This is a genomic window from Actinomyces sp. MRS3W, assembly GCF_032465695.1.
Taxonomy (GTDB): Bacteria; Actinomycetota; Actinomycetes; order Actinomycetales; family Actinomycetaceae; genus Actinomyces.
Genome location: NZ_JAWDJJ010000017.1, coordinates 1 through 13,542, shown reverse-complemented (window position 1 = coordinate 13,542; position 13,542 = coordinate 1). Strand labels below are relative to the sequence as shown.

Genomic DNA, 13,542 nt, shown 5'->3' with positions numbered 1-13,542 from the left:
GGGCTCGGTCAGCGAGCCGCGCGCCAGGAAGGCGCCCCGCCAGGCGGCCGCCGAGGCGTTGCGGCCCCCCTGGACCACGGCGACGGGCATGCCGCGCACCGGGCGGCCGTGGGCGTCCACGAGGCCCGTGAGGCGGGCCAGGTCCCGGCCCCGATCCGCCACGCGCAGCACATAGCGGCTGCCGCGGTGCAGGGAGCCGGCCTGGACGACCACCACCTCGGGGCTCATGCCGAACAGCTCCCGCAGATCGCGGTGAAGTCGGCGCACCGCGCCGCCGTGATCGAGTTCGGCCTCAACAACGATGCGGCCGGACACGAGGTGCAGGCCGCCGGCGAAACGAAGCATGGAGGCCACTTCGGCGCGCCTTTGGGCGGCGTTGTCGGTGGTCACGCGTGCGAGCTCGTCTTTGACGGTCACCGTCAGCGACATGTGGGGTGCTCCTGGTCTACTGGTGAAAGGTCTGGATATGTGGGGCGGCGTCAGGCGTCGCGCGGGGGCTTGGCGATATCCCCCACGACGCCGTCGAAGGCGTCCCGGAAGACGGCGGCCAGCCGCAACGGGTCATGGTGACACAGGGCGTCCCCGGTGCGCACCTGCCGCAGCACCAGCACCGCCCCCATGGATTCCGCCACCGCGCTGAGGTCGGCAACGTCCTCCACCACGCTGGGGTCGGCGATGACCACGTCCAGGCGCAGGTCGGGCGCGTATTCGGCCAGGACGCGGAGGTGATCGGCCAGGGTCATATTGTCGGTCTCGCCACTTTGCGCCGACAGGTTGAGGACTACGGCCTTGCGGGCGCGAGTGCTCACTAGCGCCCGGCGCATGGATGGCAGGATCAAGTGCGGCAGCACGGAGGTGTACCAGGACCCGGGTCCAAGAATGACCCAGTCGGCCGCGTCGATGGCGCGTATTGCCTCGGGGTGGGCGTCGGCGTCCTCGGGGACGACGCGGACGTTCTCCATGCGGCCGCGGGTGGTGGCCACCGCCACCTGCCCGCTCACGCGCTCGCGATGGCTACCGTCCACAATGTCGGCCTCGATCACCAACGGTGAGGCGGACATGGGAATAACCCGTCCGTGAATGCTCAGCAGTCTGCCCACCCAGTCGAGTCCCTCGACCTCGTCGCCCAGCAGTTGCCACAGGGCCAGGATGAGGAGATTGCCTAGGGCGTGGTTGTTGAGCTCCCCCTCCCCGGAGAAGCGGTGCTGGAGCACGTCGCGCCAGGTCAGGCCCCACTCGGTCTCGTCGGTGAGGGCGGCCAGCGCCATGCGCAGGTCGCCGGGCGGCAGGCAGTCGAACTCGCGGCGCAGCCGACCGGAGGAGCCGCCGTCGTCGGCAACCGTGACGACGGCGGTGAGCCGCTGGGTGACATGGCGCAGGGCCCTCAGGGTGGCGGATAAGCCGTGTCCGCCGCCGAGGGCGACGACGGCCGGACCCTCCTCCCCGCGTCGGCGCCAACCGGCGGAGTCGATGGTGGCGCGGGCCGGGTGCACCGCCGCGCTCTGCATGCCGCCAAGCCCGGATTCACTCATGGCCTCTCACTCCCTGCCCAGGTCCCGGTGCTGCACAGAAACCTTGAAGCCGGCGGCCCGCAAGCTGGCGGTGATCCGTTCGGCGGCCGCCACCGACCGGTGTTTGCCGCCGGTGCAGCCCACGGCAATGGTGACATTGGGCTTGAGTTCCTCAACATACCGGGGCAGCGCGGGCAGCAGCAGGTTGACGTAGCCGTCGACGAAGGCGGCGGCGCCGTCCTGTTGGAACACGTACTCTGCCACCGGCGTGTCCCGACCGGTCAAGTGCCGCAGCTCGGTGACCCAGTAGGGGTTGGGGATGAACCGCACGTCGAGCACGTGGTCGGCGTCCATCGGCAGCCCGTATTTGAAGCCGAAGGACATGACCGTCACCCGCAGGCCGAGATCGGACTCGTGGGCGACGAGTTCGCGGATGCGGCGGGCGAGGTCGTGCACGGAGTAGTCGGTGGTGTTGATGACCTCGTCGGCCGTGCCCTTGAGACCCGCCAGGAGGGTGCGCTCGTGCTCAATGCCGTCCAGGATCGAACCCGTGCCCTGCAGGGGGTGGGGCCGGCGGGATGACTCAAAGCGGCGGATGAGGACCGCGTCGGAGGCATCCAGGAAGATGAGGCGCACATCGACGCCGGAATCGCGCAGCTGTCCCAGGTATTGCATGAAGGAGGCGAAGAACTCGCGGCTGCGCACGTCGACCACCGCGGCCAGCCGGTGAACGCCCGCACCGACGGTCGTCATCATGCCGGCCAGTGCGGGCAGCAACTGCGGAGGGAGGTTGTCGACGACGTACCAGTCCAGGTCCTCCAGGGCGTTGGCGGCGCGCGACCGGCCCGCACCGGACATGCCGGTGACGATGATCATCTCCGGACGCTTGGCCGGGGGCACGGGGGCGGCCGCCTCATCGATGGCCGGGATGCCGCGGGGAACCGTGTCCTTGACGGGGTCGCGGTCCGATGGGGCAGCGGCGTGTCGAGGTCCGGCTACGGGCACCGACGGCGGCATCGCGTCGGGGCCGCGGCCGCCGCTCGGCAGCCGGCCAGGGGCGGTTCGGTCCGAAGCATCCATACCCCCAGCATGACACAACCGGATGTGATGGGCTCGCGGAGTTTCGGTAGCGTGGCCGTAGCAGTCGGCACCCGAGTGCCGAACCGACCGCATGCGACTGCGTGCCGACCAACGGAGGCGACCGTGTCCCCATCCCCCTCCCCCACTGCTTCTGCACCCGTGCTCGGGACGCCGGGAACGACGTCGGCCACGAAGGTGGTGCTGCTCGGCTCCGGGGAACTCGGGAAGGAGGTGACCATCGCGCTCACGCGTCTGGGGGCGGAGGTCACCGCCATGGACCGGTACGCCGGCGCGCCCGCCCAGCAGGTCGCCCACCATGCACTGACTGTGGATATGTCCGACCCGGCGGCGCTGACGGCGGCGATTGAATCGACCGGGGCACGGATCGTCGTCCCGGAGATTGAGGCGCTGGCGACCGATGCCCTGGTGGCCCTGGAGGAGACCGGGCGGGTGCGGGTGGTGCCGACGGCGCGCGCCGCCCAGCTCACCATGGATCGGGAGGGCATCCGCCGGTTGGCGGCGGAGGAGCTCGGCCTGCCCACGAGCCCCTACACCTTCGCCTCCAGCGGTGAGGAACTCGCCGCCGGTGCTGCCCGGGTCGGTTATCCGTGCATCGTCAAGCCGGTCATGTCCTCCTCCGGGCACGGCCAATCCGTGCTGCGCGGCCCCGACGACGTGGCCGCCGCCTGGCGCCTGGCGGCCGCGGAGGGGCGCGTGGACCGGGGCCGGGTCATCGTGGAGGGCTTCGTCGATTTCGACTCGGAGATCACCCTGCTCACGGTCCGCTCCCGTGATCCACACACCGGCCAGACCGTCACCTCCTTCTGCGAGCCCGTGGGGCACCGGCAGGTCGACGGCGACTACGTCGAGTCCTGGCAGCCGCACCCCCTGCCTCACGAGGTTCTGCAGCGGGCGCAGCAGGTGGCGGCTGCGGTCACGGGAGCGCTGGGCGGCTGGGGCCTGTTCGGGGTGGAGCTGTTCGTCTGCGGCTCCGACGTGCTTTTCTCCGAGGTGTCTCCCCGGCCACATGACACCGGCATGGTCACCATGGCGAGTCAGCGTCTGAGCGAGTTCGAGCTCCACGCCCGCGCCCTGCTGGGGCTGCCGGTCGATACGACGCTGCGCTCCCCCGGGGCCTCCGCCGTCGTCAAGTCCCCCGGCGAATCCGAGCCCGGCGCCGGGGTCATCTACCAGGGTGTGGCCGAGGCGCTCGCGGTTCCGGGCAGCGACGTGCGGCTGTTCGGCAAGCCCGAGGCGCATCCGGGGCGCCGCATGGGCGTGGCCGTCGCCGCGGCCGACGACGTCGAGACGGCCCGGAGCCGTGCGCGGGAGGCGGCCGCGCGCATCACCGTGGCGCGCGCCGACTCCGCCGATCGGGGCGCTGCGGCCCGGTGACGCGGGCCGCGCCATCCCCGTAGAGCACTCCCTCCTCCGCCTTGACGGCGGCCACCAGCACGAAGCTCAGCGTGATCAGCAGGGCCCAGCTGCCGAGTTTGCCGACGTGCACCAGGTGCCATCCGGCCTGTTGATCCGGATAGCGCCAGGCGCCCAGGAAGGTGGCGATATTCTCGGCCAGCCACAGGAACACCCCGATGAGCACAAATGACACGGCGGTCGGCATCCGGTATCGGTCCCCACCCACGGTGAAGTGAACCGTGCTGCCCCACAGTGCCACCACGAAACCGACGGCGATAACCCAGCGCAGATCCCAGATGGCGTGGTGGGTGTAGAAGTTCGCGTAGGCCGCCACTGCCAGCACCGTCACCGGCCAGCGACGAAAGTTGGAGATGTGCAGGTCGAAACGCCGGAAGGCTTGGCATATGTAGGAACCCACCGAGGCGTACATGAAGCCGGAGAAGATCGGTACTCCGGCTAGTCTCACGACGCCCGCATCGGGGTACTCCCAGGAGCCGACGTGCACCTTGAAGATCTCCAGCGCCAGGCCGATGAGGTGGAAGGCGCAGATGACGGCCAGTTCGCGCCAGGTCTCCAGCCGCAGCACCACGAAGGCGATCTGCACGATGACGACGTAGATGAGCAGCGCGTCATACCGGGCCAGGGGCGGATTGAAGCGGCTCCATACCACCACGGAGAGCGCCATCCCCAGGAACACCGCGATGGGGAAGGCACAGCAGGCCAGCTGGAGTCCGGTGAACTGCAGCAGGCGTAGGGGCACCAGCCGCGGCCGGCTCAGCGGGGTGCGTTCAGTGGGCACCGGCACAGTATCCACCAGGTCCGCCGGTGGTCCGGTTCATGGGCGCCCCCGCGCCGAGTGCCTCGGCGCCATATCACCGAAACCGGCACCAATAACACGCCGAAACCGGCACTAATGACGTACCGAAACCGGTCGAAGTGGTCGTGGCGGCGAGTGGGCGTCGGTGTTGAGGGGGCCGGGGGGCCGGACCTCGCGGCCTTCGTCCCGCCAGGGCGCCAACGACTGGGATGTCGAGGAGCGGGCCTGCGGCATCAGGGTCGAGTACGGCGCGCAGACGTAGGACTCCTGACCCGCCCTGGGTTGCGTCTTGTCGTGTGGAGGCCGTTTGCGCCGGGGACAGGTGCTGAGGGGTCCTCGCGGAAGCTGGCGCAGATCGCCTCCAGGCCTGTGGGCGGCGGCAAAGTGTCCATTGGTCGCGACTTTTGAGCCGCGGGGCGGTGCGGGTCGGCAGCCTTCATCGCATTTACCCAGGTCAGAGGCGGTTTCTGGAAGAAACTGGGCGGTGTGGGCCGCAAAAGTTGCGACAGATGGACACTTTTGGACAGTTCCCCAGCTCCGCTGCCGGACCGACGCCCCACCACGACACCCGCCCTGCACCCTGCGGCATCTACTACGCCACCTCACGGTCTGCTACGCCACTTCGGGGTCCGCTGTATGGCTCACAGGCCTTCAGCGGACGGTTATACCCAATGGCGAAGTGGCGTTCCATAGACCGCGGCAGCGACGACCCGCGCGCCCCGAGTCACGTCCCGCACCGGTACACGTCCCGGCCCCGACCCTGGCCTCCCCAGTGCCATAACGCCCCACCGGCCGCACACGGCCATGACTTCCCACCAGAGCCCCATGACTCCCGACACTCCCGGATCTCAGATGACCCAACAGACCCAGAAGACATCACACCTGCGAAAAACCGAGGTCTCGGGTCACAAGGGTCGTATTCGAGCTCCACCTGCCACAACACATCCGATCTGCACCCCTGCCACAAATCCCAGGGGCGACTGCCCCCACCACATCGAGAACACCGGCAAGCACCCACATGCACAGTCGATAACCCCGGGCACCGCGGACTCTGGACTACGGTGGCCCCCGTCACGTCATTAGTGCCGGTCTCGGCACGTAACAAGTGCCGGTTTCGGTGACAAGATCGGTGCTGCTCGCCCTATCACGCCCCATCAGGCCACCGACAACCACCCGGCCCCCTTCACACCGACCCGAGCCGCCGCGGGCCGGCCTGCTCAGGCGGTCAGGCTCGCACCATTGGAGGCGATGACGTCCCGGTACCAGCCGAAGGAGCGCTTGCGGTACCGCGCCAGCGTGCCGGTGCCGTCGTCGTTGCGGTCCACGTAGATGAAGCCATAGCGCTTGGACATCTGGGCGGTCGAGGCGGACACGCAATCAATGCACCCCCAGGAGGTGTAGCCCATGACGTGCACACCGTCGGCGATGGCCTCGCGCACCTGCACCAGGTGGTCGTTCATGTAGTCGATGCGGTAGTCGTCCTCGACGGTGGGCTCGCCGTCGGGGCCGGTGACCAGTTCGTCACGGGCGCCCAGGCCGTTCTCCACGATGAACAGGGGCTTGCCCCAGCGGTCCCAGTAGTCGTTCAGAATGGTGCGCAGACCGCGCGGGTCGATGGCCCAGCCCCACTGGGAGACCTCCAGGGTGGGGTTGACGACGCCGCCCATGAGGTTTCCACCACCGGCCTGGCGCTCCTGGGTGACGGTCTCACAGGAGGACATGTAGTAGGAGAAGGAGACGAAGTCGACGGTGTACTCGGCCAGCGTGCGGCGGTCCTCCTCGGTGACGTTGAGCTCGATGCCCTTGTCCCGCAGCTTGCGCAGGAAGTAGCCGGGATAGGTGCCGCGCACGTGCACATCGCCGAAGGTGTAGTTGTCGCGCTCGGCCTGCTTGGCGGCCCAGACGTCCCGCGGATCCGGCGTAAGGGGGTAGATGGGGATCGCCAGGATCATGCAGCCGATCTGCAACTCAGGATTGATCTCGTGGGCGATGCGGGTGACCGATGCGGAGGCGACCAGCTCGTGGTGGATCGCCTGGTACAGGTCCTGCTCGCTGAGCTGGTCCTTGGGCGTGTTGATGCCGCCGGACATGAAGGGCTCATGGAGCACGGAGTTGATCTCGTTGAAGGTGAGCCAGTACTTGACCCGCTTGCCGTAGCGCTCGAACAGGGTGCGGGCGTAGCGCTCGTAGAAACCGATGAGACGCCGGTCCGCCCAGCCGTTATAGGCCTCGGCCAAGTGCAGCGGGGTCTCGTAGTGGCTGATGGTAACCAGCGGCTCAATGCCGTACTTGTCCAGCTCGTCCAAGACCCGGTCGTAGAAGGCCAGGCCCGCCTCGTTGGGTTCGGTCTCATCCCCCTGGGGGAAGATGCGCGACCAGGCGATGGAGAAGCGGAAGACCTTGAAGCCCATCTCGGCCAGCAGGGCGATGTCCTCCTTGTAACGATGGTAGAAGTCGATGCCCTCCAGTTTGAGGTTGTCCGGGGTGGGTGCCTCGGTGCGGGGACCGACGATGCCCTGGGGCATGACGTCCTGGACGCTCAGGCCCTTGCCGTCGGCGTCGTAGGCGCCCTCGTACTGGTTGGCGGCCAGTGCTCCGCCCCACAGGAAGTCGTCGGGAAAGGTGGTGGGTGTTGACATTGGTATCTGCTCCTTCACGGGTATCGGAATTGTCTCGTATGTGCGTCTCCGCCCGCACCGATGTCTCGGTCACCGGTGCGGGCCGGAGGGGTGCTCAGTGGTCGATCTCGACGACGACGTCGCCGGCCTTCACGTCGGCGTCGGCTACCGGGACGACGCCCGCCAGGCTCGCCGTGTTGGTGACCACGAGGATGGTGGTGGGGTCGTATCCGCCTTCACGCACAACGTCCAGATCCACCTCGGCCAGTTCCTGGCCACGGGCCACGCGCTGGCCCACCGTCACCTTGGGGGAGAATCCCCTGCCCTCGAGCTGGACCGTGTCCAGACCGACGTGCACCAGCAGTTCCACGCCGTCGTCGGTCTTGATGCCGTAGGCGTGCCCGGAGTCCATGACGGTGAGCAGGGTGCCGGCGGCGGGTGCGCTTACCACGATCCGCCCTGAGCCGGCAGGGCGCACCGCGACGCCGCTGCCCAAGGCGCCAGAGGAGAAGACCGGGTCGGCGACCTTCTCCAGCGGCATGGCCCTGCCTGCCACGGGTGCGCCCATGGTGGTAGTCGGCTCCGCAGAGCCGGTGGCCTCATGCCCTGCGCCGCCCGTCTGCGCGTCCGCGGCTGTGTCCGCCGCGGCGTCAGTTTCGTTGAAACCGAGTACGAGCGCGAGCACGAAGCCGATGATGACGGCCACGCCGATGCCGATGAAGGTCATCGCCACATTGCCGTGCTGCAGCAGCGCCGGCATGCCGATGAGGGACGGGAACACGAAGGATGAGGTGGCGCCGCCGCCGACGGCGATGATGACGCCGCCCACGGCGCCACCGATGCAGCCGGCGATGAAAGGGCGCTTAAGCGGAAGGTTCACGCCATAGATACCGGGCTCGGTGATGCCTGCGAGGAAGGCCGATAGTGCGGCGGGCCCAGCGACCTGTCTCATCTGCGCCGAGCGGGTTCGAATCATGACGGCGAGCATGGCAGCGGCCTGGGCGAGGACGGCCGCGAACACCGGAGCCGTCATCACCGAGTAACCGGGGCTGTCATAGTCCGCGAGCATGATGGGCATGAAGCCCCAGTGGATGCCGAACATGACGAAGACCTGCCAGAATGCGCCCATGACCGCGCCCGCCGCCCAGGGAGCCACCCGGAACAGGAACTGGATACCGCTGGAGATGCCGGTGGACAGTGCGGTGGTCACCGGACCGATCGTCATCAGCACCAGCGGCACCATGATGACCAGCACCAGCAGTGGCACCGTGAAGTTACGGATCGTGCTGGGCAGGACCCGCTTGAGCCAGCGCTCCAGGTATCCCTGGATCCAGGTGGAGAAGATGATCGGCAGCAGGGACGAACTGTAGGACACCATGACCACGGGGATACCGATGAAGGTCACCGAGTCAGCATCCGCGAGGGCCACGATGTCCGGATAGACCAGGGCGCCGGCGATGGCCACCGCCGTGATCTCGTTGGCCTTGAAGCGGCGCGCTGAAGAAATCGCCAGGACCACCGGCAGGAAGTAGAAGACGGAGTCACCTGCCGCAGTGAGGATCGTGTAAGTGGTGCCGGTGTCCGACATCCATCCCACTGTGGTCAGCAGTGCCAGAGCCGCCTTGATCAGGCCGGCGCCCGCCAGGGTCCACAGCACCGGGTTGATGAGTGCCGAGATGAGCTTGATGAACCGGTCGAAGAGGTTCCCCTCCTCGGCGGGCTGGTCGGCGGATGAATCCCCTGAGCCGAGCTTGGTGAGGCGCCCCAGCTCCTCATACAGCAGGGGCACGTCGTTGCCGATGACCACCTGGTATTGACCGCCGGCTTGCACGACGGTGACAACGCCGGGCAGTTGTTTGACCTGGGCCGTGGCGGCCCGGGACTCATCGGCCAGGACCAGACGCAGGCGCGTGGCACAGTGCGTCATAGAGCGGACGTTATCCTCACCCCCGACCTTGTCCAGCAGCTGCGGCGCCAGCGCCGCGTAATCGACTTTGGCCATGCTGATCCTCCTCGATCCGGTTGCCCGTAAGCGGCCGGAAAAACAAAAAGACCCGAGGCGGCTACGCAGAACTCTGCGAAACCGTCTCAGGTCTTGCCCCTTGCGGGTCACAATCCTGGGCCCCGTTGGGGCTCGTTAATGAGCATAGATGCGCCGCAGGGCGGAGCCCAGAGCGTCCAGGGATGTCCTTGGTCACAAACGGCTATTCAGGCCGCGGTGACGCGTGGCCGATGCCGGCCTCCAGCCTGGCCACGTGCATGGTGAGGTAGGCGGTCTCGTCCACTTGCACCGTGATTCCCAGACGCATCTCCAGCAGCTCCTTCACCCGCACCGCCACCCGGTAGGCCCGTGGATACCGCAGCCGCAGGGAGTTGGCGATCGCGCTACCCGTGCCGTCGGCCAAATGTTCCCCGGTACGCGCGCGTACCAGGAAGTAGCGCAGATGCACCGCAAAACGTGCCGCGTCGATCGAGTCCGGATCGAATCCGTCCCCATAGGCGGCCTTGAGAACCTCCATCACCTGCCCGATCAGCATCGACTGGCGTGCCGCCTCCCGAGTGGAGGGGGCGCCGACGGCTGCCGCGAACAGGTGCAGGGCCAGCGCGACAGCCTCTCCATCGGGCAACTGGACCTCTTGGGCTCGGTTGAGCTCAGTGACCATCCGCTCCGCCAACCGCAGCTCCTCCGGATGCAGGTGAGCGGCCTCGGCGCGCAGCGGGTAGTCCATGACAATGCCGGCCCGCACTCGTTCCATGGCCTGGTTGACGTGGTCGACGACGGCCACGATCGTGGAGGAGGGGACGGCGGTGCCCAGTTCCCGTGCGGCGTCGCGGAAGAAACGTTCGATGAGGGCGATGCGTTCCAGGGGGATGGCAGCCATGACCTCGCCGATGCTCTCGGCGTTCTGCGCCAGCACGTAGCGGCGCTCAACCCGGGAGGCATCCACATCCTGCCCTGCGTGGCGCTGGAAGCCGAGGCCGCGGCCGGTGAGCACGGCCTCGCGGCCGAGTTCGTCCCGCGCCAGGACCACATTGTTGTTGAACACCCGCAGGATCTCCACCTGTGGGATTGTGCCATCTTCCCTCCCCGTGAGCTACGCCTCCGGGGTGTCGGCAACGAGCGTGAGCAGGGCGTCGCCAACGCTTACGCGGCCTCCCGTCGGCGCCGGGGCGACGGCGTCGCGGTGCTCGGCGGAGATGACGACGACGAGCACGGTGGTCGGGCAGCCGCCGTCGCGCAGCACGTCCAGATCGACGTCGACCAGTGGCGCGCCCGCCTCAACGTGCTCCCCCTTGGCCACATGCGGGGTGAAGCCGCGTCCCTGAAGGGAGACCGTGTCGATGCCGACATGCACGAGCACCTCGAGCCCGGTGGCGGTGCGGATGGCGTATCCGTGGCGGGTGGCGGCGGTGGCCGTCACCTCGCCGCTGACGGGAGCGACGATGCGCCCGGTATCCGGTTCGATGCCGACGCCGGGGCCCATCATCCCCTGGGCGAAGACGGGGTCGGGAACGTCGGTGAGGGCGATGACGCGCCCGGCAACCGGGGCCAGCACCGCGGCGGTCGAGTCCGGCTGCGCGGGCTCTGACGGCTCCTGGGGCTCCGGCTGCGGCTGCCGGGTCGGTGGCCGTAAGCCGACGACGACGGTGATGAGGAAGGCGACGAGCATGGCCGCGGCCGCGCCGACCAGGATGAGCCTCGTGTCACCTGTCACCAAACAGACCGGCAGAGCGATGAGGGACGGCAGCACGTAGGCGATTGAAGCACCGTGGCCCAGTGCCATGATGAGCCCGCCGACGGCGCCGCCGATGCATCCGGCGATGAAGGGGGTGCGCAGTGGCAGGTTGACGCCGTAGATGCTCGGCTCGGTCACGCCGACGACGATCCCGGACACAGCTCCGGAGCGGGCGGTGCGCCGCAGTTCCGGGTCGCGACTACGCACAGCCGCACCCAGGCTGGCGGCGCCTTGCGCCAGGACCGCGGGCAACGCCATCGCCAGCATGGGGCTGGTCCCGGTCTCGATGAGTTCGTTGAGCATGAACGGCACCAGCAGCCAGTGCAGGCCGCGCTGCACCAACAACTGCCAGCCGCCGCCGAGCAGGATCCCCAGCAGCCAGGGCACGACCGCCGCCAGCCAGGTGGTGCCCGCGGCGATGGCTCCGGTAAGGCGGCCGGTGGCAGGAGCAATCACCAGTGCCAGGAGCGGCCCGATGACCGTGAGCGTCAGCGCAGGCACCAATGGCCCGCGAATCTCGGCGGGCAGGCGGCTGAGGAATGCTTCCAGCCGGGCCTGCAGCCATACCGCAAGCACCACCGGCACGAAGGCGCCCGCATAGGCGCCCAGCGGCACAGTGGTGAGGGTCGGCGCCGCGGCGGGCGCAGTCGCCATCCCGTAAACCAGTAGGCCCGCCCCGAGCGCCAGGGCGGTGAACTCGCTCGCCCGAAAGCGGCGCGCTGCGGTGATGGCGACGGCGGCGGGCAGCAGGCCGAGCACGCCGGTGGCGACAGCGCCAAGCACGCTGGCCGCCACGCCGTCGGCGGCCAGCAGCCCCGCTCGCACGGCCAGCCCGGTGTAGCCCGCCACGAGGCCGGCGCCGACGAGCGGCCACGTCAGCGGGCCGATGAGCGCGGAGATGAGTTCAAGGAAGCCGGCGAGCATGCCCGGCCGCGACGCGGACACGGCGGCCTTACCCGCCCCTGGCTGCGCCAGCAGCGGCGTCAGCGCGGCATGCAGGTTCGCCGCCTCGTCGCCTATGACCACCTGGTACTGCCCGCCTGCGCGCACCACGCTGACCACCTCGTCCAGCTCATGGACGCGAACGTCGTCGGCCCGGTCGGCGTCGAACAGGACGAAGCGCAGCCGGGTCGCACAGGAGCTGAGTGAGCGAACATTGTCGGCCCCGCCGACCGCGGCAAGGAGGAATGCGGCCCGGTCGGCCCAGCGATCGCGGGCTGTTGCGGCGTTGCCCGATACGTCATGCTCCGGCATGGGCGCTCTCTCTCCTGCCGTCCGCCGCAGGGGGCTCCTCGTCGGCGAGGCGCTGGCGGATGGTGGCGGCCAGAGTTGGGCCAATGCCCTTGACGGCGGCGATCTGCTCGGTGGAGGCGGCGCGCAGGCGCTTGACCGAGCCGAACTCCTTGAGCAGCGCCGTCTGGCGGGCGGGGCCGAGTCCGGGGATGGAGTCGAGTACCGAGCGGGTCATGCCCGCCGACCGCTTCTTGCGGTGGTGGGTGATGGCGAAGCGGTGCGATTCGTCGCGCAGGTACTGCAGCAGGTAGAGGGCGGGTGAGGTGCGGGGCAGCACAATCGGGAACTCCTCCCCCGGCACCCATACCTCTTCCAGGCGCTTGGCCAGGCCGACCAGGGGCACGTCCACGCCGAGTTCGTCGAGAACCGCCCGGGCGGCGTTGACCTGCGGCAGACCGCCGTCGACGACGACCAGGCCGGGTGCGTAGGAGAAGCGTCGGGGCCGGCCGGTCTCCGGATCAACCGGCCCGGAGACGGGCTCGGCGTCGGTGACGTATTCGCCGCCGACGTCGGCCGGTATGGTGCCGCCGGCCGGGGCAGGGCCGGACTGCTCGGCCAGGAGCCGTTTGAAGCGGCGGGTGAGTACCTCGTGCATGGCGGCGGTGTCGTCGGCGACGCCGGAGCCGTCCTCGCCGCGGATGATGAAGCGCCGGTAATCGGACTTCTTGGGGGCGCCGTCCTCGAAGACCACCATGGAGCCGACCTGGTAGGTGCCCTGGGTGTGGGAGATGTCGTAGCACTCCACTCGCAGTGGGGCCTCCGGCAGGTCCAGGGCCTCGGCAAGCTCCTCCAGCGCCTGGGAGCGCTGGGTGAGGTCACCGGCCCGGCGGGTCTTGTGCTGCCGCAGCGCCTCCTCGGCGTTCTTGCGCACGTTGTCCATGAGGGCCGCTTTGTCTCCGCGCAGGGGGACGCGCAGGTCCACCTTGGCGCCGCGCAGTCCCGTCAGCCATTCCCGCATGGCGGTGGCGTCGGGCGGTTGGATGGGGACGAGGATTTCCCGCGGCACGGCGGTGGTGGCGGTGTGGGTGACGTCGTCGACGCTGGTGGCGGCCCGCTCGCGCCCCCGCGAG

10 protein-coding genes are annotated in these 13,542 nt (G+C 68.9%); 1 reads left to right on the top strand and 9 read right to left on the bottom strand.

All coding sequences use genetic code 11. From position 1 onward, the window contains the following. From whiA to rapZ, 3 genes are all read right to left on the bottom strand, one after another. Positions 1-429, bottom strand: a 429-nt coding sequence (whiA, locus tag RWX45_RS00405) for a DNA-binding protein WhiA (protein ID WP_316021818.1), incomplete at its 3' end; no start/stop codon positions are given. 50 nt (positions 430-479) lie between these two features. After that, positions 480-1,532, bottom strand: coding sequence for a uridine diphosphate-N-acetylglucosamine-binding protein YvcK (gene yvcK / locus RWX45_RS00400; protein ID WP_316021817.1), 1,053 nt, complete (start codon positions 1,530-1,532; stop codon positions 480-482). Positions 1,533-1,538: 6 nt separating this feature from the next. Next, on the bottom strand, positions 1,539-2,528 hold the full coding sequence (gene rapZ, locus RWX45_RS00395; protein WP_316021819.1) for an RNase adapter RapZ: 990 nt from the start codon (positions 2,526-2,528) through the stop codon (positions 1,539-1,541). Between the two features lie 186 nt (positions 2,529-2,714). On the opposite strand from rapZ, the gene purT reads away from it, so the two are divergent. Further along, on the top strand, positions 2,715-3,986 hold the full coding sequence (purT, locus tag RWX45_RS00390; RefSeq protein WP_316021816.1) for a formate-dependent phosphoribosylglycinamide formyltransferase: 1,272 nt from the start codon (positions 2,715-2,717) through the stop codon (positions 3,984-3,986). Here the strand turns inward: purT and RWX45_RS00385 are convergent. The 6 genes from RWX45_RS00385 to uvrC all read right to left on the bottom strand — a co-directional run. Then, the gene (locus RWX45_RS00385; RefSeq protein ID WP_316021815.1) at positions 3,937-4,806 is read right to left on the bottom strand and encodes a DUF817 domain-containing protein; all 870 of its coding nucleotides are present in this window, start codon (positions 4,804-4,806) and stop codon (positions 3,937-3,939) included. The genes purT and RWX45_RS00385 overlap by 50 nt on opposite strands. Positions 4,807-6,041: 1,235 nt before the next feature. Further along, positions 6,042-7,463 carry a glycoside hydrolase family 1 protein gene (locus tag RWX45_RS00380; protein WP_316021814.1) on the bottom strand — a complete coding sequence of 474 codons (1,422 nt, stop codon included), beginning with the start codon at positions 7,461-7,463 and terminating at the stop codon, positions 6,042-6,044. A 94-nt stretch (positions 7,464-7,557) separates the two neighbouring features. Next, positions 7,558-9,444, bottom strand: a complete 1,887-nt coding sequence (locus RWX45_RS00375) for a beta-glucoside-specific PTS transporter subunit IIABC (protein WP_316021813.1) — start codon at positions 9,442-9,444, stop codon at positions 7,558-7,560. Positions 9,445-9,646: 202 nt separating this feature from the next. Then, positions 9,647-10,504, bottom strand: coding sequence for a PRD domain-containing protein (locus RWX45_RS00370; RefSeq protein WP_316021812.1), 858 nt, complete (start codon positions 10,502-10,504; stop codon positions 9,647-9,649). Positions 10,505-10,537: 33 nt separating this feature from the next. Beyond that, complete coding sequence (locus RWX45_RS00365; RefSeq protein ID WP_316021811.1) at positions 10,538-12,433, bottom strand: glucose PTS transporter subunit IIA; 1,896 nt, start codon at positions 12,431-12,433, stop codon at positions 10,538-10,540. Further along, on the bottom strand, positions 12,420-13,542 hold a 1,123-nt coding region (gene uvrC / locus RWX45_RS00360; protein ID WP_316021810.1), incomplete at its 5' end, for an excinuclease ABC subunit UvrC. The genes uvrC and RWX45_RS00365, both read right to left, overlap by 14 nt.